The organism is Streptomyces ortus, assembly GCF_026341275.1.
In the GTDB taxonomy this organism is placed as follows: Bacteria; Actinomycetota; Actinomycetes; order Streptomycetales; family Streptomycetaceae; genus Streptomyces; species Streptomyces ortus.
Genome location: NZ_JAIFZO010000002.1, coordinates 5,798,038 through 5,824,069, shown reverse-complemented (window position 1 = coordinate 5,824,069; position 26,032 = coordinate 5,798,038). Strand labels below are relative to the sequence as shown.

The 26,032-nt window shown below is 70.7% G+C and carries 28 protein-coding genes; 4 read left to right on the top strand and 24 right to left on the bottom strand.

All coding sequences use genetic code 11. The features are described from left to right. Positions 1 to 150: 150 nt before the first annotated feature. Both K3769_RS29120 and K3769_RS29115 read left to right on the top strand, forming a co-directional pair. Positions 151 to 498 (top strand): DUF6233 domain-containing protein, encoded by a 348-nt coding sequence (locus K3769_RS29120; protein WP_267029229.1) that lies wholly within the window; start codon positions 151 to 153, stop codon positions 496 to 498. Between the two features lie 218 nt (positions 499 to 716). Then, on the top strand, positions 717 to 929 hold the full coding sequence (locus tag K3769_RS29115) for a hypothetical protein (RefSeq protein ID WP_210890556.1): 213 nt from the start codon (positions 717 to 719) through the stop codon (positions 927 to 929). 42 nt (positions 930 to 971) lie between these two features. Here K3769_RS29115 and K3769_RS29110 read toward each other — a convergent pair whose 3' ends face one another. The 5 genes from K3769_RS29110 to rpsB all read right to left on the bottom strand — a co-directional run bounded on the left by K3769_RS29110 (position 972) and on the right by rpsB (position 5,741). Beyond that, positions 972 to 2,135: a phosphatidate cytidylyltransferase gene (locus tag K3769_RS29110; protein ID WP_267029228.1), complete on the bottom strand. Its 1,164-nt coding sequence runs from the start codon at positions 2,133 to 2,135 to the stop codon at positions 972 to 974. Continuing rightward, a complete protein-coding gene (frr, locus tag K3769_RS29105; RefSeq protein WP_267029227.1) occupies positions 2,135 to 2,692 on the bottom strand; it encodes a ribosome recycling factor in 558 nt (185 codons plus the stop codon). The genes K3769_RS29110 and frr overlap by 1 nt, the downstream gene beginning before the upstream one ends. 120 nt (positions 2,693 to 2,812) lie before the next feature. Further along, positions 2,813 to 3,586, bottom strand: a complete 774-nt coding sequence (gene pyrH / locus K3769_RS29100) for a UMP kinase (RefSeq protein WP_189775416.1) — start codon at positions 3,584 to 3,586, stop codon at positions 2,813 to 2,815. A gap of 212 nt (positions 3,587 to 3,798) precedes the next feature. Further along, the gene (tsf, locus tag K3769_RS29095) at positions 3,799 to 4,635 is read right to left on the bottom strand and encodes a translation elongation factor Ts (protein WP_267029226.1); all 837 of its coding nucleotides are present in this window, start codon (positions 4,633 to 4,635) and stop codon (positions 3,799 to 3,801) included. Positions 4,636 to 4,787: 152 nt separating this feature from the next. Further along, a complete protein-coding gene (gene rpsB, locus K3769_RS29090; protein ID WP_267029225.1) occupies positions 4,788 to 5,741 on the bottom strand; it encodes a 30S ribosomal protein S2 in 954 nt (317 codons plus the stop codon). Between the two features lie 335 nt (positions 5,742 to 6,076). Here rpsB and K3769_RS29085 point away from each other — a divergent pair, with 335 nt between their 5' ends. Next, entirely contained in the window at positions 6,077 to 6,724 is a 648-nt protein-coding gene (locus K3769_RS29085; protein ID WP_267031593.1) for a murein hydrolase activator EnvC family protein, read from the top strand. A gap of 51 nt (positions 6,725 to 6,775) precedes the next feature. Here K3769_RS29085 and K3769_RS29080 read toward each other — a convergent pair whose 3' ends face one another. The 17 genes from K3769_RS29080 to K3769_RS29000 form a co-directional block, all read right to left on the bottom strand. Beyond that, positions 6,776 to 7,333, bottom strand: a complete 558-nt coding sequence (locus K3769_RS29080) for a TetR/AcrR family transcriptional regulator (RefSeq protein ID WP_267031592.1) — start codon at positions 7,331 to 7,333, stop codon at positions 6,776 to 6,778. Between the two features lie 149 nt (positions 7,334 to 7,482). Next, positions 7,483 to 8,322 (bottom strand): RNA polymerase sigma factor WhiG, encoded by an 840-nt coding sequence (gene whiG / locus K3769_RS29075; RefSeq protein WP_267029224.1) that lies wholly within the window; start codon positions 8,320 to 8,322, stop codon positions 7,483 to 7,485. A gap of 277 nt (positions 8,323 to 8,599) precedes the next feature. After that, positions 8,600 to 9,742, bottom strand: a complete 1,143-nt coding sequence (dprA, locus tag K3769_RS29070; protein WP_267029223.1) for a DNA-processing protein DprA — start codon at positions 9,740 to 9,742, stop codon at positions 8,600 to 8,602. After that, positions 9,739 to 11,367, bottom strand: coding sequence for a YifB family Mg chelatase-like AAA ATPase (locus K3769_RS29065; RefSeq protein ID WP_267029222.1), 1,629 nt, complete (start codon positions 11,365 to 11,367; stop codon positions 9,739 to 9,741). Before K3769_RS29065 ends, dprA begins: the two co-directional genes overlap by 4 nt. Further along, positions 11,367 to 11,783, bottom strand: a complete 417-nt coding sequence (locus tag K3769_RS29060) for a YraN family protein (protein WP_267029221.1) — start codon at positions 11,781 to 11,783, stop codon at positions 11,367 to 11,369. The genes K3769_RS29065 and K3769_RS29060 overlap by 1 nt, the downstream gene beginning before the upstream one ends. 161 nt (positions 11,784 to 11,944) lie before the next feature. Further along, complete coding sequence (locus K3769_RS29055) at positions 11,945 to 12,253, bottom strand: DUF2469 domain-containing protein (RefSeq protein WP_055510545.1); 309 nt, start codon at positions 12,251 to 12,253, stop codon at positions 11,945 to 11,947. 55 nt (positions 12,254 to 12,308) lie between these two features. Continuing rightward, positions 12,309 to 12,830 (bottom strand): NUDIX hydrolase, encoded by a 522-nt coding sequence (locus K3769_RS29050; RefSeq protein WP_267029220.1) that lies wholly within the window; start codon positions 12,828 to 12,830, stop codon positions 12,309 to 12,311. Next, positions 12,820 to 13,566 (bottom strand): signal peptidase I, encoded by a 747-nt coding sequence (gene lepB / locus K3769_RS29045; protein ID WP_267029219.1) that lies wholly within the window; start codon positions 13,564 to 13,566, stop codon positions 12,820 to 12,822. The genes K3769_RS29050 and lepB (K3769_RS29045) overlap by 11 nt, the downstream gene beginning before the upstream one ends. A gap of 77 nt (positions 13,567 to 13,643) precedes the next feature. Next, positions 13,644 to 14,594: a signal peptidase I gene (gene lepB, locus K3769_RS29040; RefSeq protein WP_267029218.1), complete on the bottom strand. Its 951-nt coding sequence runs from the start codon at positions 14,592 to 14,594 to the stop codon at positions 13,644 to 13,646. After that, a complete protein-coding gene (lepB, locus tag K3769_RS29035; RefSeq protein WP_267029217.1) occupies positions 14,479 to 15,564 on the bottom strand; it encodes a signal peptidase I in 1,086 nt (361 codons plus the stop codon). The genes lepB (K3769_RS29040) and lepB (K3769_RS29035) overlap by 116 nt, the downstream gene beginning before the upstream one ends. Then, a complete protein-coding gene (lepB, locus tag K3769_RS29030) occupies positions 15,557 to 16,294 on the bottom strand; it encodes a signal peptidase I (protein ID WP_267029216.1) in 738 nt (245 codons plus the stop codon). The genes lepB (K3769_RS29035) and lepB (K3769_RS29030) overlap by 8 nt, the downstream gene beginning before the upstream one ends. A 45-nt stretch (positions 16,295 to 16,339) precedes the next feature. Further along, positions 16,340 to 16,690 (bottom strand): 50S ribosomal protein L19, encoded by a 351-nt coding sequence (rplS, locus tag K3769_RS29025; protein ID WP_107021806.1) that lies wholly within the window; start codon positions 16,688 to 16,690, stop codon positions 16,340 to 16,342. 136 nt (positions 16,691 to 16,826) lie between these two features. Continuing rightward, on the bottom strand, positions 16,827 to 17,648 hold the full coding sequence (gene trmD, locus K3769_RS29020) for a tRNA (guanosine(37)-N1)-methyltransferase TrmD (protein WP_267029215.1): 822 nt from the start codon (positions 17,646 to 17,648) through the stop codon (positions 16,827 to 16,829). Then, on the bottom strand, positions 17,648 to 18,262 hold the full coding sequence (gene rimM, locus K3769_RS29015) for a ribosome maturation factor RimM (protein WP_267031591.1): 615 nt from the start codon (positions 18,260 to 18,262) through the stop codon (positions 17,648 to 17,650). The genes trmD and rimM overlap by 1 nt, the downstream gene beginning before the upstream one ends. A 170-nt stretch (positions 18,263 to 18,432) precedes the next feature. After that, positions 18,433 to 18,672 carry an RNA-binding protein gene (locus K3769_RS29010; protein WP_005479813.1) on the bottom strand — a complete coding sequence of 80 codons (240 nt, stop codon included), beginning with the start codon at positions 18,670 to 18,672 and terminating at the stop codon, positions 18,433 to 18,435. A 2-nt stretch (positions 18,673 to 18,674) separates the two neighbouring features. Beyond that, a complete protein-coding gene (gene rpsP / locus K3769_RS29005; protein WP_107021809.1) occupies positions 18,675 to 19,094 on the bottom strand; it encodes a 30S ribosomal protein S16 in 420 nt (139 codons plus the stop codon). A gap of 331 nt (positions 19,095 to 19,425) precedes the next feature. After that, positions 19,426 to 20,022 carry a hypothetical protein gene (locus tag K3769_RS29000; protein WP_267029214.1) on the bottom strand — a complete coding sequence of 199 codons (597 nt, stop codon included), beginning with the start codon at positions 20,020 to 20,022 and terminating at the stop codon, positions 19,426 to 19,428. A 760-nt stretch (positions 20,023 to 20,782) separates the two neighbouring features. Between K3769_RS29000 and K3769_RS28995 the strand changes: the two genes are divergently transcribed. After that, positions 20,783 to 21,649 carry an SAM-dependent methyltransferase gene (locus tag K3769_RS28995; protein WP_267029213.1) on the top strand — a complete coding sequence of 289 codons (867 nt, stop codon included), beginning with the start codon at positions 20,783 to 20,785 and terminating at the stop codon, positions 21,647 to 21,649. Positions 21,650 to 21,856: 207 nt separating this feature from the next. On the opposite strand, the gene ffh is transcribed toward K3769_RS28995, so the two are convergent. Next, complete coding sequence (gene ffh, locus K3769_RS28990) at positions 21,857 to 23,410, bottom strand: signal recognition particle protein (protein ID WP_267029212.1); 1,554 nt, start codon at positions 23,408 to 23,410, stop codon at positions 21,857 to 21,859. Positions 23,411 to 23,559: 149 nt separating this feature from the next. Further along, positions 23,560 to 26,013: a [protein-PII] uridylyltransferase gene (locus K3769_RS28985; protein WP_267029211.1), complete on the bottom strand. Its 2,454-nt coding sequence runs from the start codon at positions 26,011 to 26,013 to the stop codon at positions 23,560 to 23,562. Positions 26,014 to 26,032 lie beyond the last annotated feature (19 nt).

Genomic DNA, 26,032 nt, shown 5'->3' with positions numbered 1-26,032 from the left:
CTGTACCAGTGTCGCAGATCGATTCGTGTGACCTGAGCCGCGCGTTTCCGGGGGATGTGCGGTCACGTCTCGTCGGCCCGCGCGGGTTCAAGGGCCTCTTCCGGCGGGGGCGTTGCCATCTAGGCCACAGTTGGACCTAGAATCGAACGCGTGTCCGATAAAGTGTCTCGTCTGGATCGTCTGCGCAGCGTCCGCGAATGGCTGGCCTGGCAGCTGCGCCGCACGGACGACACCATCGCCGAGCTCGAACGTCAGGAGGCAGCCGCCGTCCGTGCAGCCCCCGCCCGCATCGTGCCCTCGGCCGCGCCCGGCTGGAAGCTCGCGCTGCGCAGAGCGGGTGGCAGACCCACCCCCGAAGCCGTCCATACGGACGACTGCGGCATGGCGGGCAAGAACACGAAACCGCTGCCCCGTGAGCAGGCGCTCCGGGCTCTCACGGAGGACGGCATCACCGCGTGCCCCTACTGCCGGCCCGACAACGATCTGGGTGTGCTGTGAACGGCGTGAACGGCGAACGGCCGCAGGACGAGAACACGAACGAGACGAGCCGGATGAGCGGGACGAACGAACCCAGCGGAACTAGCAGTACTGGCGGTACTGGCGGTACTGGCGGTACTCGCGGTACTGGCGGTACTGGCGGTACTGGCGGTACTAGCGGTACTGGCGGTACTAGCGGTACTAGCGGGACGAATTCCGCGCCCATCGTCGTGCACCGCATGACAGGTGCCCGCGGGCGCCGGGTCACCATCCACGGCCAGGTCTTCGGGCTCGCCCACAGCGACACCGACCTGGTCGAGTTCCTGCGGAGGGCGGGCCTGCCGGACGACGCCTGGGAGCTGCTGGACGACCCGCGGTGGGTGAAGTGGCAGGGCGGCCGGCCGCACGAGTACTCCCCGGCGGGCCCGGACGCCGAGGACCCCCGGCCCTGATCGGCCGGGGGTCCCCTGGGTCACGCGGTGCTCCCGGCCCGGTCAGCCCGATCCGACGAAGAGCACCAGCAGCAGCCACACCACGGGAGCGGTGGGCAGCAGCGAGTCCAGCCGGTCCATGATCCCGCCGTGGCCCGGCAGCAAGGTGCCCATGTCCTTGATGCCCAGGTCCCGCTTGATCATCGACTCACCGAGGTCGCCCAGCGTGGCACTGGCCGCGACCGCGAGGCCGAGGACCAGACCCTGCCACCAGGTGCCGTCGTCGATGAGGAACTGCATGCACAGCGCGCCCGCCACCATCGCGAAGGCGATCGCCCCGAGCAGCCCCTCACGGGTCTTGCCGGGGCTGATGCGCGGAGCGAGCTTGTGCGTGCCGAAGCGCCACCCGACGGCGTACGCCCCGGTGTCGCTGACCACGGCCAGCAGCAGGAACGTGAGGACCCGCCACGCACCGTCGTCCGCCGTGAGCATCATCGCCACGAACGTGGCGAGGAACGGGATGTAGAAGGCCGCGAAGACCCCCGCGGTGACGTCCTTGAGGTAGCCGTCGGGCGGTTCCGTCATCCGCCAGACCAGGACCGCGAGCGCGGTGAGCGCCATCGCCACCCAGGCGCCCTCGGGCCCGCGGACGTAACCGGCGACGACCATCGCCGCGCCGCCCACCGCGAGCGGCACGAGCGGGGCCTTGATGTCCTTGCGCTCCGCGAGCCTCGACGTGAGTTCCCACAGGCCGACCACGACAGCGACCGTTATGACGCCGACGAAGACGGCCTTGACGACGAACAGCGACGCGACGATCACCACGCCGAGTCCGACGCCGACTCCTATGGCAGCGCCCAGGTCGCGGCCCGCGCTCTTCTTCTGCGGCGCGGGTGCGGGCTGTGCGGCGCTGGTCATGGGCTCCTGCGGATTCAGCGACTGCTGCTGCGGATGCGGCGGATGCTGCGACGAAGGCTGGAACGGCGGCGGCGGCGGTGGCTGCGTCTCGTCGCGGAACAGGGGGCCGCCCGTCCGAGCAGCCCCCCGGTCGTCATCCTGGTCTCCGCCATGCGCGGGTACGTCGGGCACGATGGGCATGGGGCGAGTCTGCTGCGCGTGGTTCGCATCGTACGCGGGACCCGCCGGGGCATCCCCCTGGACAGGCCCCTGGTCGGACGGCCCCCAGTACCCGGCTTGTGGCGGTGCCCCCCAGGAAGAGTCGTTCATCAGACTTCGAGCAGCTCTGCTTCCTTGTGCTTGAGCAGCTCGTCCACCTGCGCGACATACTTCGCGGTGGTGTCGTCGAGCTCCTTCTCCGCACGGCGGCCCTCGTCCTCGCCGACCTCGCCGTCCTTGATCATCTTGTCGATGCCGTCCTTGGCCTTGCGGCGTACGGAACGGATCGAGATCTTGGAGTCCTCGGCCTTGGTGCGGGCCACCTTGATGTAGTCCTTGCGGCGCTCCTCGGTGAGCTCGGGGAACACCACCCGGATGATGTTGCCGTCGTTGCTCGGGTTGACGCCGAGGTCGGAGTCGCGGATCGCCTGCTCGATGTTGCGCATCGCGCTCTTGTCGAACGGGGTCACCACGGCCATACGCGGCTCGGGCACCGAGAACGAGGCCAGCTGGTTGATCGGTGTCAACGCGCCGTAGTAGTCCGCCACGATCTTGTTGAACATCGCCGGGTGCGCACGGCCGGTGCGGATCGCGGCGAAGTCCTCCTTGGCGACCAGGACGGCCTTCTCCATCTTCTCCTCGGCTTCGAGGAGGGTCTCTTCGATCACCACTTGCTCCTGCGTGTCTTGAGTAGGCCCGGCTGCGGTTCCTTGAGGGGTAGGCGGCCGGCTGCGTCGCGTCTTGTTCCTGAACGGTTCCCGACCAACGGGGCGTTGTCCATCCCCCGGTCAGGCCCGACTGCCCTGGTCACCCACAAGTGTCCCGATCTTCTCACCCTTGACCGCCCGGGCGATATTGCCCTCGGCGAGAAGCTCGAAGACGAGGATCGGGAGCTTGTTGTCGCGACACAGCGTGATCGCGGTCATGTCGGCGACCTTCAGGTCGCGGGTGATGACCTCGCCGTAGCTGAGCGCGTCGAACTTGACCGCTTCGGGGTTGGTCTTGGGGTCGGAGTCGTAGACCCCGTCCACGCCGTTCTTGCCCATCAGCAGCGCTTCGGCGTCGATCTCCAGAGCGCGCTGTGCGGCGGTCGTGTCCGTGGAGAAGTACGGCATGCCCATGCCGGCGCCGAAGATGACCACGCGGCCCTTCTCCAGGTGCCGTACGGCTCGCAGCGGGATGTACGGCTCGGCGACCTGCCCCATGGTGATGGCGGTCTGCACACGCGAGTCGATGCCCTCCTTCTCCAGGAAGTCCTGGAGAGCGAGGCAGTTCATGACGGTGCCGAGCATGCCCATGTAGTCGGAACGGGCCCGGTCCATGCCACGCTGCTGCAGCTCGGCTCCCCGGAAGAAGTTGCCGCCCCCGATGACGACGGCGATCTGGGCGCCCCCGCGGACCACCGCGGCGATCTCCCGGGCCATCTTGTGCACCACGTCGGGGTCGACGCCGAGCGCTCCCCCACCGGCGAACGCCTCACCGGAAAGCTTCAGCAGAAAGCGGCCGGAGCCCTTGCCGGTGTCGCTCTTCTCGTCCTTGTCGGCGGCCTTGGTGGTGGTCATGGAGATCTCGCCTCTTCTACGTGTCGCACATACGGGTCGCACATACGAAGAAGGCCACTGCCGGTGGGGTGTTGTTCGCATCCCATGCGCGGCAATGGCCTCCTCGTCAGATCTGCTGTCGTCCGGTCACGCCCGCGCGTGACGGTCTGCGCGACCGACACGGACGACTGCTGTCGACCCTAGCGGGATCGGGCGTCGATCGCGGTACGGACTCAGATGCCGACCTTGATGCGCGCGAAGCGCTTCAGGGTGACACCGGCCTCGTCCAGGACCTTCTGGACGGACTTCTTGTTGTCGAGCGCGTACGGCTGGCCGAGGAGGGTGGCCTCCTTGAAGAAGCCGTTGACGCGACCCTCGACGATCTTCGGGAGCGCGGCCTCGGGCTTGCCCTCGGCGCGCGTGGTCTCCTCGGCGACACGACGCTCGGACTCGACGACCTCGGCCGGAACGTCCTCACGGGAGAGGTACTTCGGCGCGAAGGCGGCGATGTGCTGCGCGATGCCCTTGGCCAGACCGGCGTCGGCCTTGTCCAGCTCGACCAGGACACCGATCTGCGGGGGCAGGTCGGGCATGGTGCGGTGCATGTACGCGGCCACGTAGGCGCCGGAGAACTGGGCGAAGCGGTCGAGGACGATCTTCTCGCCCAGGTTCGCGTTGGCCTCGTCGACGACCGCCTGGACCGTCTTGCCCGACTCGATCTCCGAGGCGAGGAGCGCCTGGATGTCGGCCGGGGAGGTCGCGGCGGCGTGCTCGGCGATCTGGTTGGCGACGGCCTGGAACTTCTCGCCCTTGGCGACGAAGTCCGTCTCGCACTTCAGCTCGACCAGGACACCGGAGGTGTTGTCGTCGGCGATGATGGAGACCACGGCGCCGTTCTCGGCGGAGCGGCCCTCGCGCTTGGCGACGCCCTTCTGGCCCTTGATGCGCAGCGCCTCGACGGCCTTGTCGACGTTGCCGTCGGCCTCGTCCAGGGCCTTCTTGCAGTCCATCATGCCGGCGCCCGTGAGCTCACGGAGCTTCTTGACGTCGGCGGCGGTGTAGTTCGCCATGATCTGTGAATCTCTTCTCGGAGTTCGAAGTCTCTGCAGTCGGCGTCCGCCGCTGATCGGGCGGGCGTCCACCGAAGATCTACGGGCTGGGGGTGAACGGCGGGCGACGCACCAGGCGCCGCCCGCCCTCACTCAACCGTGACGCTGGATCGTCAGGCCTGCTCGGCCGCGGCCGGCTTCTCAGCCTCGGGCTCGGCGGGAGCCTCGGCGGCCGCCGGAGCCTCGGCCTCAGCGGCGGGGGCCTCAGCCGGAGCCTCGGCGGCGGGGGTCTCGGCCTCGGCGGCCGGAGCCTCGGCGGCGGGCGCCTCGGCAGCGGTCTCGTCGGCCTTCTTCTCGCCGCCCTCGAGCAGGTCGCGCTCCCACGCGGCGAGCGGCTCGCCCGCGGCCTTGTCACCCTCGGCGGCCTTGCCGGCACCGGAGCGGGCGATGAGGCCCTCGGCGACGGCGTCGGCGATCACGCGGGTGAGCAGGGTGACGGAGCGGATCGCGTCGTCGTTGCCCGGGATCTTGTAGTCGACCTCGTCAGGGTCGCAGTTGGTGTCGAGGATGGCGACGACCGGGATGTTGAGCTTCCGGGCCTCACCGACCGCGATGTGCTCCTTCTTGGTGTCCACGATCCAGACGGCGCTGGGCACCTTGGACATCTCGCGGATACCGCCGAGGGTCTTCTCCAGCTTGGCCTTCTCGCGGGAGAGGACGAGCAGCTCCTTCTTGGTGAGGCCGGACGCGGCCACATCCTCGAAGTCGATCTGCTCAAGCTCCTTGAGGCGCTGCAGACGCTTGTAGACGGTCGAGAAGTTGGTGAGCATGCCGCCCAGCCAGCGCTGGTTCACGTAGGGCATGCCGACGCGGGTCGCCTGCTCGGCGATGGCCTCCTGCGCCTGCTTCTTCGTACCGACGAACATGACCGTGCCGCCGTGGGCGACGGTCTCCTTGACGAACTCGTAGGCGCGGTCGATGTACGACAGCGACTGGAGCAGGTCGATGATGTAGATGCCGTTGCGCTCGGTGAAGATGAAGCGCTTCATCTTCGGGTTCCAGCGACGGGTCTGGTGACCGAAGTGGACGCCGCTCTCCAGCAGCTCCCGCATCGTGACGACGGCCATGGCCGTACTCCTTGGTGTTCTCGGTTGTGCCGCGTCCGCCGGACGGCGGTCGCGCCTGACGCCCGCGTTGCGCCTTGCCACGAAGGACCGAGGGGCGCTGACACCGGCTGTTTGACGGCCTGATGTCGGGGCGTGCGAAGTCGACCCGGTGACCCGGATCGCCACAAGAAGTGTACGGGACCCACGGGGTGCCGGGTGACGCCGCTGTCCACAACCGACGGGTACTCCACAGATCCTGGCCATGATCCCTTTTTTCATGCCGATCGAGGCACGGTTCTCGCATGCGAGCAGATCATTTTCTTCGTGCGGGTCCGGCGTCGCGGCCTGCCGTGTCGGTGCGCACCGTGCGGGTGGTTGCCGTGCTGGTGCTCGGCCTCCTGCTGGGGCTGGTCCCCGGCGGCGGGCCTGCGGCGGGGGCCCGGGGCGGGGGTTCCGGCGATGCGGATTCGCCGGTCCTCGTCGCCGGGGCCGTCGTCGGCCCCGACGGCACTGTCGACCCTGTCGACGCTGTCGGGCGCGCCTGGCCGGTGGGGGCGCGTCCGCCGGTGACGCGCGGCTGGGAGCCGCCTGCGACCGCCTACGGCCGGGGCCACCGGGGCGTCGATCTCGCCGCGGCCCCCGGCACTCCGGTCCGGGCCGTCGCACCCGGTCGGGTCTCCTTCGCCGGCCGGGTCGCGGGCCGCGGGGTCGTCTCGGTCGAACTGACCGGCACGGGCTCCCCGCCCCTGCGCACGACGTACCAGCCGGTGGCGGCGACGCTGAAGAAGGGAACCGAGGTGGCTGCGGGCGAGGTGGTGGGCGTACTGGAGCTGCCGGGATCCCACTGCCCGATGTCATGCCTCCACTGGGGCCTGCGCCGCGGAGAGGCCTACCTGGACCCGCTGTCACTGCTGCCCCCATGGCTGCTGACCAGAGGCCCGGCACGCCTGCTGCCGGTCACGGGGGTCCCGGAACCGGGGGCGGATGCGGATGCGGCGCCTTGAGCCGGCGCCTTGAGCGGGAGCGTAAGGGGCACCGACGTGACCCGGCCGCGGTCAGCCCCGTACGCCGCGCAGAGCCATCGCGACCGCGGCCTCGGTGATCACGCCGGGCTCCTCGGCCGCGCCGAGCTCGATCCTGCGCACCGCCGCGTCCGCGATCCCCTGCAGAAGCATCGCGGCCATCCGGGGCTGCTGGTGCCCCATGTCCCGCAACGCCTCCACGATCATCGCGACGAGCCCTCCGTGCGCGGCGCGGATCTTCTCGCGTGCGCCGGCGTCGAGTTCACTCGCGGAGATCGCCACGACGGCCCGGTGCCGCCGGTCCCCCACGAGGGCGAGCTGCGACCGGACGTACGCCTCGACCTTGCCCTCGGGTGTCCCGGCCAGCGACATCGCGGTTTCGACCTCGGCGGCCCAGAGCGGGAAGTCGACCTCGCAGAGCTCTTCGACCACCGCAGCGCGGGAGCGGAAGTACTCGTACACGGAGGATCGCGCGAGACCCGTCCGCTCGGCGAGCGCCGGGAACGTCAGGGCGTCCGTCCCGCCCTCGGACAGCAGCGACCGCGCCGCGTCCAGCAGGGCGGCTCGCTGCATCGACCGGTGCTCGGCCACGGAGGCCGCTCGAATCCTTGGCACGCCCCCACTTTACGGACGCCCCGCCCGGGACGGGAGACTCTCGTCCACCGAGAGCCCGATCACCGACCCAGCGGGACCGGAGACTGAGGACCGGAGGGCCCGCGGGACCAGGTGGACCGGCGAGGTCAACGGCCGAAGCTTGCCAGTTTCGCTCGGAGCTGGAGCACGGACTTCGTGTGGATCTGGCTGACGCGGCTCTCCGTCACCCCGAGTACGTTGCCGATCTCGGCGAGCGTGAGGCCCTCGTAGTAGTAGAGGGTCACCACGGTCTTCTCCCGCTCGGGCAGCGTATTGATGGCCCGCGCCAGGAAACGCCGCAGCTCACGGTCCTCCGCGACCTCCACCGGATTGTCGGCCGCGGTGTCCTCAAGGGTGTCCATCAGGCTCAGCCGGTTGCCGCCCTCACCGCCGACATGCAGCAGCTCCTCCAGGGCCACGACGTTGGCCAGCGACAACTGGCCGAACACCGCGTGCAGTTCGTCGACCGCGATCCCCATCTCGGCGGCCACCTCGCTCTCCGACGGCGTACGCCGCAGCCGCGCCTCCAGCGTCGCGTAGGCCCGCTCGACATTGCGCGCCTTCTGCCGCACCGACCGGGGGATCCAGTCCAGCGCCCGCAGCTCGTCGATCATCGCGCCCCGGATCCGCGTGATCGCGTACGTCTCGAACTTGATCTCCCGCTCGACGTCGAACTTCTCGATGGCGTCGATCAGCCCGAACACACCCGACGAGACGAAGTCCGCCTGCTCCACGTTCGGGGGCAGCCCCACACTCACCCGGCCGGCGACGTACTTCACCAGCGGCGAGTAGTGCAGGATCAGCTGCTCGCGCAGCCGCCCGTCGCCCGTGGTCTTGTACGACCTCCACAGCTCGTCGAGCGTGGAGGGGGCGGGCGGCCGCACGCCGCCGTCACGGGCGGCGGGGGGAGCCGCCGCCCGGTCGGACCCGGAGGTGTGCTGGGGCATGCGTCGCCTTGTGCCGTTCTGCAGTGAACTGTGAGTAACTGCGTGAGCTGTCGGTCTGATGTCGAGTTGCCTGTCTGCGTCGGAATCCATATGAGCGTAGCGTGACTGAGGAGTCGCAGTGTGCGAACAGAGGTGGAGTCACCGTGCGCAGATACGTTCCGCTGGGCATCACGTGACGGGGTCGCTGTCGCCGTGCGTGACCTCCGCGGAGCGTCAACTGCGGGAAACCCCAGGGACTTCGGGAATCGCCCGGACGGCCGAACACGCTCGGTCAGCGTCACCCCCGATACCGGTCGATGGGCAGAGTGGCCTGGCGTGTCAACTTCCAGCCGTCGCCGTGTCGTTCGACGAAGCCAAGTGAGCGGAGTTCGTACAGTCGGGCGACCACGTCGTCCTCGGTCGTCCCGGCGTCCCTGGCGATCTCCTGCCGTGACGCCGCGTCCCGGGCCGGCAGGGCGGCCAGCACCCGGGCGGCTTCCGGGTCCAGGAGGTCGCGCGGAAGGACCGGTCCACGCCGGGCCGGCGCCAGCTCGCCCATGTCACCGATGAGCTCGGCGACTTCCGCGGCGTCGGTGACGAGCACGGCGTCGCCGCGCAGCAGTTCGTGCACCCCGGCCGAGAGGGCGCTGGTGGCCGGTCCCGGTACGCCCATCGTGAATCTGCCCAGCCGCTGAGCGGCCCGGGCGGTCGCCAACGCACCGCTCCGGTACGCCGCCTCCACGACCACCGTGCCGCGCGTCAACGCGGCGATGACCCGGTTGCGCAGGATGAATCTGCTCGGGGTCGGATGGTCGCCGGGCGGCAACTCTCCGATCACCAGACCCTGTTCGGCGATCCTGCTGATCAACTGGGTGTGACCGCGCGGATAGGGCCGGTCGACCCCGCAGGCCAGTACCGCGACGGTGGCGCCGCCCGCCCCGAGTGCGCCCCGATGCGTCGCGCCGTCCACGCCGTAGGCGCCTCCCGACACCACGACCCACCCCCGCTCCGCGAGCCCCGCGCCGAGCGTCGACGCCATGTGGGCGCCGTACTCCGTACAGGCCCGTGCCCCCACGACCGCGACGGAGCGCAGCGCCCATATCCGCAGGCTGGGGAGCCCCCGCACCCAGAGCCCGACAGGCCTCGCGTCCCCCAGGTCGTCCAGTTGCGCGGGCCACTGGGGATCACCGGGGCACACGAACCGTGTCCCGCTGTCGCGCGCCACCGCGAGGTCCTGCTCCGGGTCCGCCCGCTCGGCCCGGGCCCGTAGACCCGCCCATCGCACGTCCGTCACGCCCGGCAGCCGCCGGCCGCCCCCGGTGAGGCGCCGGACCACTTCCTCGGCTCCGCACTCACGGAGCCACCGACCGCAGACCTCGTCCCCCGGTTCGACGACCCGTGCGAGGAGGGCACGGTGGAGCCGTTCCCCGTCGCCGCTCACCGGGAGGCCCCGATCGCCATCGGCACCCCCCGGGGAACCCCGGTGCGCAGTTGCAGCGCGAGGGTCACGTCCGCCACCCCCGGGCGGTCGCGGCCGGCGAGATCCGCGACGGTCCAGGCGACCCGCAGGACACGGTCGAGCCCCCGGGCGGTGAGCACACCGCGCTCCAGGCAGCGCTCCGCGTCTTCCATGGCGCCCGGGGACGCGTACCACCGGCTGCGCAGCTCGCGGCCCGGTACCTCGCTGTTCGTGCGCCACGGTGTGTCGGTCAGGCGTGCGGCGGCCCTCGCCCTGGCCTCCCGGACGCGGTCGGCGACCGTCGCGGTGGTCTCGCCCCGCGCGCCCCGCTCCGTCAGCTGGGAACGCGTGACGCGGTCCACCTCCACCCGCAGGTCGACGCGGTCGAGCAGTGGTCCGGAGAGCCGGGACTGGTAGCGGCGGATCATGGAGGGCGAGCATTCGCACAGGGTGTCCCGTTGCGAGAAGCGGCCACAGGGGCAGGGATTGGCGGCGAGGACCATCAGGAATCGGGCGGGGAAGCGCACGACGCCCGCACTGCGCGCGATCACCACATGCCCGGACTCCAGGGGCTGGCGCAGTGCGTCCAGGGCACGGCTGCTGAACTCGGGTGTCTCGTCCAGGAAGAGCACCCCCCGGTGCGCGAGCGACACCGCGCCCGGTCGTGCCACCCCCTGGCCGCCTCCGACGAGAGCCTGCATGGTCGCCGAGTGATGCGGGGCGCAGTACGGGGCGACGTCGACCAGGGGTTTGCCGGGTGGCAGCAGTCCTGCGACCGAGTGGACGGCTGTGACCTCCAGGGACTCGCTCCGGCCGAGCCGCGGCAGGACGGCGGGCAGCCGCTCGGCGAGCATGGTCTTGCCCGCTCCCGGCGGGCCCTCCAGGAACAGGTGGTGTCCGCCGGCGGCGGCGACCTCCACCGCGGTCCGTGCCGAGAGCTGGCCCACGACGTCGGCGAGGTCGTGTTCGTGGTCATGGTCGTAGTGCGTGGCGCCCATGCCGTGCATTCCGGTGGCCGCGCCGGTGCCGGGCATGCGCAGGCCGGCGAGCGGATCGGTCCGGCCCTGCTCGTCGGGGTCCTCGTCGGGCACCGGGTCGTCGGTGAGCACGGCGATGAGCTGACGGAGGCTGCGGACGCCGAGCACGGAGACACCGGGCACCAGGGAGGCCTCGGCGGCTGCGCTCTCCGGCACCACCACCTGTTCGTATCCCGCCTCGGCGGCGGCCAGCACGGCCGGCAGGACACCTCGTACGGGCCGGACCCGTCCGTCCAGGCCCAGCTCTCCGATCATCACGATGTCGGCGAGCACGCGGGGATCGATGCGCTCCGAGGCACCGAGCGCGGCGCAGGCGATGGCCAGGTCGAATCCGCTGCCGCCCTTCGGCACCGAAGCAGGACTGAGGCCTACGGTGAGCTTCTTCTGCGGCCACTCGCCGCCGGAGTTGACCACCGCCGCCCTGACCCGGTCCTTGCTCTCCGTCAGGCTCTTGTCGGGCAGTCCCACCAGGGTGAACGCGGCGACCCCGGGCTCCAGGTCCGCCTGGACCTCGACGACGACACCGTCCACGCCCAAGAGGGCCACCGAGCACGTACGCGCGAAGCCCATCAGGCCGCTCCTCGCACGTGCTCCACGACGGGGGCGCCGCGGTCGGGCAGCAGGACACCCACGACGTCGATGCGGACGCCGCCGGGTGGCGACCCTCCGTGTTCCTGCAGCCAGCGCTCGGCGAGGCCGCGCAGGCGCTGGGCCTTGACGGGGGTCACCGCGGCCATCGGATGTTCGAAGGGGCCCGCTCGGCGGGTCTTGACCTCGCAGACAACCAGCGAGTCGCCGTCGCGGGCCACGATGTCGATCTCGCCGGCCCGGCCCGCGCGCCAGTTGCGCCGCAGGATCGTCATTCCGGCCTCGGCCAGCCGTCGCGCGGCCAGATCCTCGCCGTACCGGCCGAGCGCGTTGCGCGCCTTGGACGTGCTGGGCGCATTGGGCGCCCCGGAAACCTCGGATGCCTTGGACGTCTTCATGTCGGCACCACCTCCGACGCCAACACTGAGCCCATCGCGATCCGCTGTTGGATCTTGGTGGACGGCCGCTCGACTGTGGACAACTCAGTCACCCGCACGAGCGGCCGCCGTAGGACTCCGGGACTGTTCCAGCCGTCCCGGCCGTTCCGACTGGTCCCGTCCTAGCTGCTCGGCAGTTCGAGGTCGCTCTTGTTCAGCTCCTCGATGTTCACGTCCTTGAATGTCAGGACGCGCACCTGCTTCACGAACCGAGCAGGTCGGTACATGTCCCACACCCAGGCATCCGCCATGGACACCTCGAAGAACACCTCGCCCTGAACCGAGTGCACCTGCATCTCGTAATCATTGGTGAGGTAGAAGCGCCGTTCGGTCTCGATCACATATTTGAACAGACCGACGACATCGCGGTACTCCCGGTAGAGCTTCAGCTCCATCTCGGTCTCGTACTTTTCGAGGTCCTCGGCGCTCATGGCATGTTCCCCTTCAGCCGTGCGTCCCCCTATTGTGCGCCAGCCCCGCGACCCCCTAGACGATTTCCGTGTCGAGGGTCTCGGGCCTGGCCGGGGGCCCCTCGTCGAGCAGCCTGAGCAGCAGCTCGGCGAGTCTGGTCGGATACACCGTCTCATGTGCCCGGGCAAGTTCCCGGCACGTCCACCAGCGCGCTCCGGCGACACTGCGCCGTTCCAGCTCGGTCAGCCCCGTGCCCTCGGTCGCCGTCTGCGTCGTACGGCCCAGGAAGTACCACTCGTCCTGGTCCCAGCGGCGCCCCGCGAACGGGAACGAACAGGTCCGCCGCCACAGCACCGGACCCAGCTCGACCTCGGTGATGCCGGTCTCCTCCGCGACCTCCCGCAGCGCGGCCTCTTCCCGTGTCTCGTCGCCCTCCACACCGCCGCCCGGCGTGAACCACCAGTCGTCCGACGGGTCGTCCGGCTCATGCCCGTGCAGCAGCAGGATGCGGTCCTGCGGGTCGAGCAGCACCACCCGGGCGACCTTCCGCAGCTCGCCGAGGCCACCGCCCGTCGGCGAGGAGGCGTCAGCCGGCAAGGGCCCGCTCCCCCGCCCCCGTACGGCCGCGCCGGCGTGCCGACCGGTTGGCGATCGGTCCGTACGCGGCTCCGCCGAGGACGAGTACCGCGCCCGCCACGATCGCGGTGAGGACCAGGCGCAGGGGTCCCGGCTCGGAGACGCCGCCGAGGGGCTCGAAGCCGGTGGGGCGGTCCAGCATGCCGTTCATGGGCCAGGCGACCGCGTCGACGCGCGCGTTCACCGCGCTGCGCGGCACCGTGCCGTTGCCGGCCTCTGTGAGGTGGGCGGTGGAGTCCAGCGAGCCGCTGCGCTCGTCGCCGAGCAGGAAGAGCCGGTCCTTGGGCACCTCGATGGAGGGGATCCGGGACGACTCGGCCGCACTGCCCTTCGGCAGGTACGGTTCCTCGATCTTCTTGCCGTTGACGGTCAGCTTGTCCTGCGTACAGCAGGCGACCGTGTCTCCGCCGACGGCGACGACCCGCTTGACCATGGGCATGTTGCCCCAGGTGGACTGCTTGAAGACGACGACGTCACCGCGCCGCACCTCGGAGCCGTCGATCCGCTCGGCGAGCACGCGGTCGCCGCTCGCGATGGTCGGCGACATCGAGTCGGTCGGCACGGTGTACGGCTGGTAGACGACCGCTCCCCAGGCGAACCCACCGAGGAAGAGCACACAGCCGAGGGCCACGGCCAGCCCCGACAGCTTGCTGCCGAGCCGTCCGTGGCCCTCGTCCGTACGACGTGTCCCGCTCATCCCAGTGCTCCCCAACTCGGAGAATCGACCTCGCGGCCCAGGTCGGGCCACGGAAGATCGGCGTCTGGGACGGCACCCTACCCGGCGGTACGCGGCCCAGAAACCCTGGTGTTCCCGACGGTAAGGCGACGCCTGCGCCACAGCACCAGCGGCACCGCGCCCACGAGCCCGAACGCGCCCGGAGCGGCGGCGCTCAGGTTCTGGTCGAAGGTGTCCGGCACCGGAAGCGTCGACCAGCGGGTGGGCGGCCAGGCGACGACGATCGCGCGGCCCACCGCGTTGTCCACGGGCACGAAGCCCTGGTGCTTGTCCTGCTGGTGGTAGCGCGAGTCCAGCGAGTTCTGCCGGTGGTCGCCCATGACCCAGATTTTGCCTTCGGGAACCTTCACCTTGAACTGGCCGCCGGCGTCGTCCATGGTGCACGGCGTGTTGCCCGGGTACACGTACGGCTCGTTCAGTGCCTTGCCGTTGACCTTCAGCGGGCCGGTGCCCTTGCACTCGACGGTGTCGCCGCCGACTCCGATGACGCGCTTGATGAGGTCCTTCTCCTCGGAGGAGGGCATCAGGCCGATCCAGCTGAGGGCTGTCTGGATCGCGTTCGGGTTGGGCGTCGGCTCGCCCGCCAGCCACTTGTCGGGGTCGTTGAAGACGACGACCTCGCCGCGCTCGGGCTCCGAGCCGAACCACGGGGTCAGCTTGTCGACGAGGACGCGGTCACCCTGCTGAAGGGTGTTCTGCATCGAGTCCGAGGGAATCGAGAACGCCTGCACCAGGAAGGACTTGATCAGCAGCGCGAGAACCAGCGCGATGCCGATGAGCAGGGGAAGTTCTTTCCAGAAGGACCGCGGCTTCTTCGGCGCCGGAGCGGTGCCGTCGGAGTCCCGCTCCTGTCCGCCGTTGTCGTCGCCGGAGTCATCTCCGGGGGGCACGGCGTCCTCGCCGGCCGGCGGGACCGACTCTTCGGATCGCGCCGGTCGCTCCTCGGGCCCCTCGTGTCCGGATCGTGCGCCGACCGCCAAATCCCCCACATCCACTCCTCACTCCGTGCCGCCGCCCGCGCCGGAAACGGCGCAGGCCCACCACTCCCATAACGAGCGGGAGTTCCGCAGGGGTCGGGAGCGGGATCAATCCGTATCGATCCGCGGTCGCCACCCTATGCGACGTGTCGAGTGCGGTGGTCGCTCCGCCGGCCACGTCGGGCACGGACGCGTAGGTGTCGGGTTCCTCGAGCCGGGTCCAGTGACCGATGGGCCAGGCGATGACCATGGCACGGCCGACGACGTCCTCGGAGATGGTGCCGTTGTACTTCTCGGTGCGGTGGAACCGGGAGTCGGCGGAGTTGGAACGGTGGTCGCCCATCACCCACAGGCGCCCCGCCGGCACCTTCACCTCGAAGACCAGTGAGGAGGGTTTGTCGCCGGGGTTGATGTAGGGCTCGTCGAGCGGCATGCCGTTGACGGTGACGCGGCCCTGGGTGTCACAGCACTTGACGGTGTCGCCGCCCACCGCGACGACCCGTTTGATCAGATCGCGGTCGTTGTCGGAGGGCAGCAGACCGATGAAGGTCAGTGCCTCCTTGACCTGCTTGACGACGATGGGGTCTTCCTTCTTCGCCGTCGGCTGCTCGTCCTCCAGCCAGCCGCCTGGGTCCTTGAAGACGACGACGTCGCCGCGCTCGGGCTTGGAGCCGAACCACGGCGTCAGCTTGTCGACCAGGACGCGGTCGCCGATCCGGATCGTCTGCTCCATGGAGCCCGAGGGGATCACGAAGGCCTGGACGAGGAACGTCTTCAGGACGAGCGCGATGAGCAGCGCGACACCGATCAGAAGAGGTATCTCCTTGACCGCGGAACGCTGCCTGCGCCGCTTGACCCGCCGGGCCAGCTTGCGCCGGTCGGCCCGGCCGGGCATGACGGGGCCGCCCGTGCGCCGGGAGCCCGTGGGCAGGAGGTCCTCCGCGGCGCTGTGGGTGCCGCGGGGCTTGCCGCGGTTACCCATGGACACCGTCCACGGCCGCCTGCCCGCCCGCGGCGGCGGGCACGCGCGCGTGGCCGTCGGCCCGGTCAAGACCGGTCCAGTGGCCCAGGGGCCAGGCGATCCAGTCGGCCCTGCCGATCACGTCGCCGACGGGGATCATGCCGCCGCCCGGGGAGCCGACGTGGTCACGGGAGTCGCTGGAGTCGCCGCGGTGGTCACCGAGGACGAAGAGGGTGCCGTCGGGGACGGCCACGTCGAAGGGCACTTCGGACGGCTCGTTCCCCGGGTACAGAAACGTCGACTCGTCGACCGAGCGGCCGTTCACCTCGATCCTCCCCTGCCTGTCGCAGCAGACCACATGGTCTCCCCCCACGCCGACCACACGTTTGATGTAGTCGGCGTCGCCGAAGTAACCGGTGCCGTCGAACACGACGACGTCACCGCGCCTCGGCTCAGCACCGAAACGGTACGCCAACTTATTTACGAGAACGCGGTCCCCGATCCTCAATCCGGGCTCCATCGAGCCACTGGGAATTTCGAACGGCTGGATCACGAACCGGGTGAGCAGCAGGAGGGAGAACAGACAGAACAGCGCGGTCAGCGTGATCCGTCCGCCCGGCAGCCAGTCGGCGGTCCGGGCCACCAACGCGAAACGCGACCGTCCCTCCGCCCCCTGTGTGTCCGAGATCTCCTCGGACACGGCGGGGTGGGAGGAGCGGTCGCGCTCCGTGTGCTGTGCTTCGGCGTCCATGTGGGCCAGATGCTATCCGGCCCTACCGAGGGACCCGGAGTGAGCTCAGTTGTCGCGCTTCTCCTTGATCTTCGCGGCCTTGCCGCGCAGCTCACGGAGGTAGTAGAGCTTCGCGCGACGCACGGCGCCGCGGCTGACGAGCTCGATCTTCTCGACGATCGGGGTGTGCACGGGGAAGGTGCGCTCGACGCCGACGGAGAAGGACACCTTGCGGACCGTGAAGGTCTCACGGACACCGGCGCCCTGGCGGCGGATGACTACACCCTTGAACTGCTGCACACGGGAGCGGTTGCCCTCGATGACGCGGACGTGGACGTTGACGGTGTCACCCGGGCGGAAGGCCGGGACGTCGCTGCGCAGCGACGCTGCATCGACGGACGCGAGCAGGTTGGACATGATCGTCTGCTTTCTTCGCCGATGCCACAGGTCATCGACGGAAGTCGGTGTTTCCAGAAGGTGGGCTGTTCTCGTCGGGGCGGGCGTCGTGTCCCCCTGTGGCAGGGGCGCACGCCGGACGACGTACAGCAGCGGCCTATTGTTCCACGGTGTCGGGCCTGCGCCCAAATCGGCCGTCGGGTCCGGGCTGCCAGCCGAGGATCGAGAGCATTTCGCGGTCCTTCTTGTCGAAGGCGGCGGGGTCGCAGCGCTCGATGAGGTCCGGCCGGTTGGCGGTGGTGCGCCGCAGTGCCTCGTCCCGGCGCCAGCGGGCGATCTTGCCGTGATGGCCGCTGACCAGCACGTCCGGGATCTCCCGGCCGCGCCACTGGGGCGGCTTCGTGTAGACCGGCCCCTCCAGGAGGTTCGCCATGGCTCCCGGCGCGAACGAGTCGTCGCGGTGCGACTCGGCGTTGCCGAGGACGCCGGGCAGCAGCCGGGCCACGGCCTCCGTGACGACCAGGACGGCCGCCTCGCCGCCGGCCAGCACGTAGTCGCCGATGGACACCTCGTACACGGGCATGCGGGTCGCGTACTCGTCGATGACGCGACGGTCGATGCCCTCGTAGCGCGCGGGTGCGAAGACCAGCCAGGGGCGCTCGGAGAGCTCGACGGCGAGTTCCTGGGTGAAGGGGCGGCCACTGGGCGTGGGGACGACCAGGACGGGTCCCCGGGAGCCCGTCTCGTAGCCGTCGGCCAGGACGGAGTCCAGCGCGTCGCCCCAGGGTCCGGTCTTCATGACCATGCCGGGGCCGCCGCCGTACGGGGTGTCGTCGACCGTGTTGTGCCGGTCGTAGGTCCACTCCCGCAGATCGTGCACGTGCACATTCAGCTGTCCACGCGCGCGTGCCTTCCCCACCAGGGAGACGCTCAGGGGGTCCAGGTACTCGGGGAAGATCGTCAGGACGTCGAGCCGCATCAGGCGCCGGCCTCACCGGAGGAATCGGCCTCACGGGAGGAATTGGCCTCACGGGAGGAATCGGCGGAGCCGGTGTCCGTCTCCCTGGAGGAGGCGATCTCCGCGCGGTCGTCGATCAGTCCGGGCGGCGGGTCGATGACCGCGCGCTGCTCCTTGAGGTCGATCTCGACGACGATCTCCTCGACGAACGGGATCAGTACCTCGGTGCCGTCCGCCCGCTCGACCACGAAGAGGTCCTGGGAGGGCAGGTGCGAGATCTCGGTGATCCGGCCGACCTCGGTGCCGTCCTTCAGGACGACGTCCAGGTCCATGAGCTGGTGGTCGTAGTACTCGTCCGGGTCCTCGGGCACCTCGTCCGGGTCGACGTCGGCGATCAGCAGGGTGTTGCGCAGTGCCTCGGCGCCGTTGCGGTCGCGTACGCCCGCGAAGCGGAGCAGGAGGCGGCCGCTGTGCACCCGTCCCGTCTCGATGGTCAGCGGACCGGCCGAGGCGGGATCCGTGGCCAGGACGGCACCGGGCGCGAGCCGCAGCTCCGGCTCGTCGGTACGTACCTCGACGGTGACCTCGCCCTTGATGCCATGGGCACGGCCCACCCGCGCGACTACCAGCTGCACTTGCTTGATCTCCTGTCGTATGTCCACGGTTCGACGGTCGGGTGTCCCTGTTCGACGGTCGGGTGCTCGTGGTTCGACTGTTGTGTGTCCACGGTTCGGCCGCGTGGACGACTACGGGCCGGGGACGGCCCAGAGGCCCTCCCCGGCCCGAGCCGGTGCTGCGAACTACGTCAGCGGACGTGATCCACGTCGACGAGGTCGACGCGGACACCACGGCCGCCGATGGCGCCTACGACGGTACGCAGGGCGCGTGCGGTGCGGCCGTTGCGGCCGATCACCTTCCCGAGGTCGTCGGGGTGAACCCTGACCTCGAGAACGCGTCCGCGGCGCAGGTCACGCGAGGCGACCTGCACGTCGTCGGGGTTGTCGACGATGCCCTTCACGAGGTGCTCAAGAGCCTCCTCAAGCATGCTCAGGCCTCGGTCGACGCGGACTCGGCGGCAGCCTCGTCCTTCTTCTCAGCCTTCTTCTTCTGCGTGATGGCCTCGCCCTTGCTGTCGTCGTCGCCGCCCAGGGCGTCGAACAACGGGCGCGCGGCCTTCGGCTCGGCGACGAGCAGCGGCGCCGGGGCCGGCAGGCCCTTGTGCTTCTGCCAGTCACCGGTCAGCTTGAGAATGGCGAGCACGGGCTCGGTCGGCTGCGCGCCGACACCCAGCCAGTACTGCGCACGCTCCGAGTCGACCTCGATGCGCGACGGGTTCTGCACCGGGTGGTACAGGCCGATCTCCTCGATGGCCCTGCCGTCACGGCGGGTACGGGAGTCGGCGACGACGATGCGGTAGTGAGGCGCGCGGATCTTGCCCAGACGCTTCAGCTTGATCTTGACTGCCACGGAAGTGGTGTCTCCTGGTCTTGACGGGGTTGGGCACGGCGAGATTGCCGCGTGGGGTTGCGGTACCCGAGTGCCCGATGGACGCGTCAGCCGGAGGAGAGAGGGGTCCTGTGCGGCTGCGAGTACAGCTGACCATTCTGCCACACCCCGAAGGGGCCCCTCGACCGGGGCGGTCGCGGGCAGCCCCGGGCCGGCCCGTGGTGCCACCGGGCCCGGTACGGGTGTCGCCGTCGAGGTGGGCCGTCGCACGACCCGGTACCCACGAAGTACCGCCGCGCTCTTCCGCACCACCCCGGCGGGACGACGGCCCGCCGCTGTGTCAGCCGTCCGCTCAGCCCGCTGCCGCGCCGACCACCTCCGGGATGCGGAACGGCTTCCCGCACCCTCCGCACATGATCGGCGCCTGCGCGAGGACCGACGGGACGACGCGGACGTTGCGCCCGCAGTCGCAGACCGCCTTCACGCGCACGCCCCCTCCGGAGGAGCCGTGCCGGGCGGCCGGGCCCCGGAAGCTGCGGGCCGTGTCGGCGGCGGTCGCGACCGTGTGCGCCTTCAGGGCGCGCTGCAGCCGCTCGATCGTCGGGCGGTAGCGCCGCTTCGCCTCGGGGTTGAGCGTGACCAGTGAGAAGCCGCTGCTGGGATGCGGTTCCTCGGGGTGGTCCAGTCCCAACTCCTCGGCGATCGCGAGGAATCTGCGGTTGTGGTACCGGCCGGCGCGGGAGGTGTCGCGGACACCTCGGGCGGCGGCGATGCCGTGGACTGCCTCGTGAAGCAGTCGTTCGAAGGAGAGTTCGTGTCCGCAGGCGGACGACGACTCCCCGATCAGGGACTCTGGCGCGGCAAGATCGGGCAGCTCGGGGTGGTGCCGCTGAATGTCGGCCCACGCCCCTGCCAGCTCTGCGGCGAGAACAGGTGGTGTCGTGCTCACGTAATGACAACGAGCCGAGGTGCCTCTGTGTTCCTATTCCGGGGCATCCCAAATATTTTGCACGTACCCGTCAGTTGCCGCTGATGCGTCCTGACGAGGGCGGGTGCGCTGATCTGCGGAGAAGCCTCACAGTTCACACCCAGCCGGTACGTAGTGACGCGTACGTCCGGGCCAGTAGGCGCTGTACGCGTACCGGGGCACCTGGGGTCGGCGGATGCGCAAGAGGCGTTTCGGTCCTTCTCGCGGCGGAATGCCGGGACCCGGTCGAGGCGGGCGACGACAGCGACGTTACCGGGTGCGTCGTCCACCGGGGGCACCGGCCCGTCCCTGGCCACCAGACACCGTACGGTCCCGCGCGCCGGACCGTCGGCGAGTTCGTGGACCTTGGCCGGAACCGCGTCGTCGCCTCCGACGGCGGGAACCGCCGACTTGCGGGGCCGGGCACGGCGGCACCCGCGACCCGCTGTCATCGCCATACGACACGAACCGGCCACCCGCCGCGCGGGCACGTCCGCGCCGGATGACACCGGACGACACCGGATGACATCCGCCCGCCGAACGACAAGGAGCGGTTGGCGCACATGTTGCCGGTATGTGAATTCTCGCGGCGTGCGCCGATGGTACGCAAACCGGGCTCCGCAACCCCTGGACGCCACGACGAGCGCGGAGTTTCCTGGCATACGGGGGGAGTGCGAGCGCACTGCACGGGGGTGAAGGAACCGGGCACGAACGCAACTCTCGGCGGATTGGGGCACATTCGATGACACCTACGCTCGTGCGGCAGCACCTACCTCACTCGGGGGCCGCGCCCCAGGTGGATCAGTGGGCACGCGCGCGTGACTGGGCCGAGATTCAGGAGCGGATGCTCGTACCGCTCTACGAGGCCGTCTACGAGCGACTCGAAGTGGGTTCCTCGACCAGGCTGTTGGGGCTCGGCTGCGGGTCCGGCCTGGCGTTGCTGATGGCCGCCGCGCGGGGCGCGTCGGTCACCGGTCTGCAGGCCCACGCGCCGGAGCGACTGGCTCTCGCGCGGGAGCGGCTGCTCCCCACTGCGGCCGAGGCACGGGGCACGCGCGCGCGTGCCGGTGCGCGGCTGGCGGACGGGGAACCGACGGAGATCGACGACGCGACGACGGCCGCGTACAACCTGGTGACCGCTTTCGAGCCGGTCGGGTGCGTGGGCGGCGACTCCGCAGGGCTCACCGCGGCACTGACGGCGGCGAGTCCGCTCGTCGGCCGAGGGGTTCCCGTGGTGCTCGCGGGCTGGGGACCTCCGGAGCGGTGTGCCACCTCCTCGGTGCTGGGGGTCGCCGCGAAGCTGGCGGATCCCTTGCGGGGCAAGGGCGGTTGGCGTCCGGCTCACCGTGACGACCTGGAGGAGGTGGCGCTTCGGGCCGGGCTGCGGCCCGACGGGTCCGGGCGGGTCGCCTGTCCCTTCGGGTACGCCGACGAGGACAACGCGGTGCGGGGACTGCTGTCCACGGGGCTGTTCGACGCGGCCGTCGCCGCGACGGATCCCGATCAGGTCGACAAGGAGGTGCGGGAGGCGCTGCATCCGTACAGGCGGCGGGACGGGACGGTGTGGATGCCGAACGTGTTCCGGTATCTGGTGGCTCGGACGGGCTGAGGGGCGGCACGCGGGGGCGTGGGGGTGTTCTGCGCCCCCGCCGCCCCTACCCTTCCCGTCACTGCATGGGGGCTGCGCCCCCTCGCCCCCGTATCGCGCTGCGCGCTCGTCCTCAAACGCCGGACGGGCTGAAGACGCGCGTCTTCAGCCCGTCCGGCGTGAGGACCGGGGGTTCGGGGGCTGGCCCCCGAGGCGGTGATCAGTGAGCTAGCCCATGAACTTCTTGAACTCGTCGGGGAGTTCGAAGTTCTGCGGCTGCTGGCCGCCCGGCAGGCCGAGCGCGCCGCCCGCCTGGCCCCCGGCCTCCCGCCGCGCCGCGGCCTCTTCCTCCTGCTGCTTGCGCTTCATCGGGTTGCCGGAGCGCTGCTTGCCCTTGCTCTTCTTGGGCTGCTTCTTCGTCCGGCCGGCCCCGCCGCCCATGCCCGGCATACCGGGCATCCCCGGCATGCCGCCGCCCTGGGCCATGCGGGACATCATCTTGCGGGCCTCGAAGAACCGCTCGACCAGGCCCTTGACCGCGCTGACCTCGACGCCGGAACCCTTGGCGATACGGGCCCGCCGCGAGCCGTTGATGATCGTCGCGTCCTGACGCTCGGCCGGGGTCATCGACTTGATGATCGCGGCCGTGCGGTCGACGTCGCGCTCGTCGAGGTTGCTGATCTGGTCCTTGATCTGGCCCATGCCGGGCAGCATGCCGAGCAGCTTGGAGATGGAGCCCATCTTCCTGACCTGCTCCATCTGGGCCAGGAAGTCGTCGAGCGTGAAGTCCGCGCCCTTCTTGGAGGCCAGCTTCGAGGCCATGGCCTCGGCCTCCTGCTGCGAGAAGGTCTGCTCGGCCTTCTCGATCAGCGTGAGCATGTCGCCCATGCCGAGGATGCGGGACGCCATGCGGTCCGGGTGGAACGCGTCGAAGTCGTCCAGCTTCTCGCCGTTGGAGGCGAACATGATCTGGCGGCCGGTGACATGCGCGATGGAGAGCGCCGCACCACCGCGGGCGTCGCCGTCGAGCTTGGAGAGGACCACGCCGTCGAAGCCGACACCGTCGCGGAAGGCCTCCGCGGTGTTGACCGCGTCCTGGCCGACCATCGCGTCGACGACGAAGAGGATCTCGTCCGGCGAGACCGCGTCGCGGATGTCGGCGGCCTGCTGCATCAGCTCGGCGTCGATACCGAGGCGGCCCGCGGTGTCGACGATGACGACGTCGTGCTGCTTCTGCTTCGCGTACTCGATGGAGTCCTTGGCGACCTGGACCGGGTCGCCGACGCCGTTGCCCGGCTGGGGCGCGTAGACGCCGACGCCCGCGCGCTCGCCGACGACGCTCAGCTGGTTCACCGCGTTCGGGCGCTGGAGGTCGCACGCGACGAGCAGCGGTGCGTGTCCCTGGCCCTGCAGCCACTTGCCGAGCTTTCCGGCGAGCGTGGTCTTACCGGCACCCTGCAGACCCGCGAGCATGATCACGGTGGGCGGCTGCTTCGCGAAGCGCAGCCGCCGGGTCTCGCCGCCGAGGATGCCGACGAGCTCCTCGTTGACGATCTTGATGACCTGCTGGGCGGGGTTGAGGGCCTGCGACACCTCGGCCCCGACGGCCCTCTCCTTGACCTGCTTGATGAAGGCCCGGACGACCGGCAGCGCGACGTCCGCTTCCAGCAGGGCGATACGGATCTCGCGCGCGGTGGCGTCGATGTCCGCCTCGGACAGGCGCCCCTTGCCGCGAAGGTTCTTGAATGTCGCTGCGAGGCGATCGGAGAGAGTGTCGAACACGGCGGTCGCGAATCCTCAAGTAGGGGGCAGGGGGGCAGGTCCGCCCTCCAGAGTATCTGCCCGCACCAGAAAGGGTCTCCACCCGGTCGTGCCGGCTTCGGCCCCCGAGGGAGCGCGGGGTGGTGGCACGGGCCGGGTGGAGCGCGCCCTCACTCCCGCAGCGTGTCCTCCAGCGCCCGCGCGAGCGTCGCCGCCTGGTCCCCCGGCAGCGGCAGCCCTTCGGGCCCGGTGACGTAGAAGGCGTCCACCGCGTTCGCCCCGAGCGTGGACACGTGCGCACTGCGCACCCGCACCTGCGCGCCGTCCAGCGCGCGCCCGATCCGGTGCAGCAGCCCCGGGGCGTCGTGCGCGCGCACCTCGATGACCGTGGCGAGCCGGGACGCGGTGGAGGCCACGCTCACCCGGGCCGCCGGCGCCACGATGCCCCGTCGGCGGGGGTAGGCGGCGTCCCGCTCGGCGAGGCGTCCGGCGATGTCGAGGGAGCCGTCGAGGGCGCGTACGAGATCGGCGCGCAGGCGGGCGGCCTGCGGCAGGGACCCGTACTCGGCGGCGACCCGCCAGTCGAGCAGCAGGACCGAGCCGGGGACGCCGTCGGGCAGGTCCAGCGCCCGCAGTTCCGCCGTCCGCACGGTGAGCCGGTGCATGGCGAGGACGCCCGCCACGGCCGGCAGGACGCCCTTCTGGTCCGGTACCGCGATGAGCAGTTCCACGCCGAGGGGTTCGGGATCCCGGTCCTCGGCCGGCTCCTCGGCCGGCGGTTCGGTCTGGGCCCGCAGCGCGAGTACGGGGCCGCCGGTGCGGAACGCCTCGATGGCGAGCCGTTCCTGTTCGGCGGTGGGTGCCGCGGCCTCGGGCTCCTCGGAGTCGTCCCCGGCGAGCGCGGCGGAGACCCGCTTCACCAGGTCCGCGACGAGGGAGGCGCGCCAGGAGGACCAGGCGGCGGGGCCGGTGGCGAGCGCGTCCGCCTCGGTGAGCGCGTGCAGGAGTTCCAGCGTGCCCTGCGAGCCGACGGCCTCGGCGACCGCGCGTACGGTCGCCGGGTCCTCCAGGTCACGTCTGGTCGCCGTCTCGACGAGGAGCAGGTGATGGCGTACGAGGGTGGCGAGGGTGGCCACGTCGGTGCGGTCGAAGCCGATGCGGGCCGCCACGTCGCGGGCGATGATCTCGCCGGCCACGGAGTGGTCGCCGGGCCAGCCCTTGCCGATGTCGTGCAGCAGGGCCGCGACCAGCAGGAGGTCGGGGCGGTGGACGCGGCGGGTGAACTCGGCGGCGCGGACCGCCGTCTCGATCAGGTGGCGGTCGACGGTCCAGATGTGGACGGCGTTGCGCTGCGGCCGGCAGCGGACGCGCTCCCAGTCGGGCAGCAGCCGGGTGATCAGCCCCTCCGCCTCCAGGGCCTCCCAGACCTCGATGGTCGAGGGTCCTGAGCCGAGCAGGGTGATGAGCTGCTGGCGGGCCTCGGCGGGCCACGGGGTGGGCAGCGGGCGGGCCGCGGCGGCCATCCGGCGGACCGCGTGCAGCGAGAGCGGCAGTCCCGCCTGGGCGGCAGCGGCGGCGGCGCGCAGCGGCAGTACGGGGTCGCGGTCGGGGCGGGCGGCACGCGCGAGGACGACCTCGCCGTCCTGCTCGACGACGCCCTCGGCCAGCGGGGAGCGTTCGGGAGCGGGTTTGCCACCGCCGAGCATGGCCCGCAGCCGCGGTCGTACGGCGCGCGACCGCAGCACGCGCCCCACCTCGCGCCAGGTGACATCGCTGGCGTACGAGACGACGCGGGCGGCCTCGTACACCTGGCGGAGCAGGGTGTCGGCGTCGAGGAGGCCGAGTTCCGCGGCGACCTGGTCCTGTTCCTGGAGGGCCAGGCGGTCGGTGGCTCGGCCGGTGGCCAGGTGCAGGGCGTCACGGACGTCGAGGAGGCTCTTGCGGGCGTCGGCCAGGCCCTCGCGCGGGGCGTCGGCGAGCCAGGAGGCGGCGACGGCACGCAGCGCGGTGGCGTCGCGCAGGCCGCCGCGGGCCTCCTTGAGGTCGGGTTCGAGGAGGTACTGCAGTTCGCCCTGGCGCTCGGCTCGCTCGGCGCACAGTTCCTGGAGTTCGGGGAGACGTTTCGGCGCCTGGTTGCGCCAGTCGGCGAGGACGGTCGTACGCAGGGAGGCGGTCAGACCGAGGTCGCCGGCGATGTGCCGGGCGTCGAGCAGTCCGAGCTGCACCTTGAGGTCCTCGCCCGCGGTCTTCCGCGCCTCGGCGGGGGTGCGGACGGAGTGGTCGAGGTCGAGGCCGAGGTCCCAGACCGGGTACCAGATGCGGTCGGCGAGGGAGGCGATCGCGCCCGGGTCGGCGCCGCCGTCGTGCAGGAGCAGCAGGTCGAGGTCGCTGCGCGGGGAGAGCTCGCCGCGGCCGTAACCGCCGACGGCGACGAGCGAGACGCCGCGCAGTTTCTCGGCGCCCGCGTCGAAGAGACCGGTGAGCCAGTCGTCGGTCAGTTCGGCGAGGGCCGAACGGCGCGGCGGCCCGGACCGCGCCCCCTCCTGGAGGAGGCGCAGCCGGGCCGCCGCGTAACCGCTGGGTCCCGAGTCCTCTGCTTCTGTACGCATGTCCGTACTCGTCACCCAGTGGCTCCTGTTCGTC

Coding starts and splice junctions, on each gene's coding strand:
- pyrH (WP_189775416.1), bottom strand. CDS start 3,586: ATGACCACCACCAAGGCCGCCGACAAGGACGAGAAGAGCGACACCGGC.
- lepB (WP_267029217.1), bottom strand. CDS start 15,564: ATGGGTAACCGCGGCAAGCCCCGCGGCACCCACAGCGCCGCGGAGGAC.
- K3769_RS29060 (WP_267029221.1), bottom strand. CDS start 11,783: ATGAAGACGTCCAAGGCATCCGAGGTTTCCGGGGCGCCCAATGCGCCC.
- rplS (WP_107021806.1), bottom strand. CDS start 16,690: ATGTCCAACCTGCTCGCGTCCGTCGATGCAGCGTCGCTGCGCAGCGAC.
- trmD (WP_267029215.1), bottom strand. CDS start 17,648: ATGCGGCTCGACGTCCTGACGATCTTCCCCGAGTACCTGGACCCCCTG.
- rpsB (WP_267029225.1), bottom strand. CDS start 5,741: ATGGCCGTCGTCACGATGCGGGAGCTGCTGGAGAGCGGCGTCCACTTC.
- K3769_RS29110 (WP_267029228.1), bottom strand. CDS start 2,135: ATGAACGACTCTTCCTGGGGGGCACCGCCACAAGCCGGGTACTGGGGG.
- K3769_RS28995 (WP_267029213.1), top strand. CDS start 20,783: ATGACACCTACGCTCGTGCGGCAGCACCTACCTCACTCGGGGGCCGCG.
- lepB (WP_267029216.1), bottom strand. CDS start 16,294: ATGGACGCCGAAGCACAGCACACGGAGCGCGACCGCTCCTCCCACCCC.
- K3769_RS29065 (WP_267029222.1), bottom strand. CDS start 11,367: ATGGGCTTCGCGCGTACGTGCTCGGTGGCCCTCTTGGGCGTGGACGGT.
- whiG (WP_267029224.1), bottom strand. CDS start 8,322: ATGCCCCAGCACACCTCCGGGTCCGACCGGGCGGCGGCTCCCCCCGCC.
- K3769_RS29055 (WP_055510545.1), bottom strand. CDS start 12,253: ATGAGCGCCGAGGACCTCGAAAAGTACGAGACCGAGATGGAGCTGAAG.
- K3769_RS29115 (WP_210890556.1), top strand. CDS start 717: ATGACAGGTGCCCGCGGGCGCCGGGTCACCATCCACGGCCAGGTCTTC.
- K3769_RS29010 (WP_005479813.1), bottom strand. CDS start 18,672: ATGCTTGAGGAGGCTCTTGAGCACCTCGTGAAGGGCATCGTCGACAAC.
- lepB (WP_267029219.1), bottom strand. CDS start 13,566: ATGAGCGGGACACGTCGTACGGACGAGGGCCACGGACGGCTCGGCAGC.
- tsf (WP_267029226.1), bottom strand. CDS start 4,635: ATGGCGAACTACACCGCCGCCGACGTCAAGAAGCTCCGTGAGCTCACG.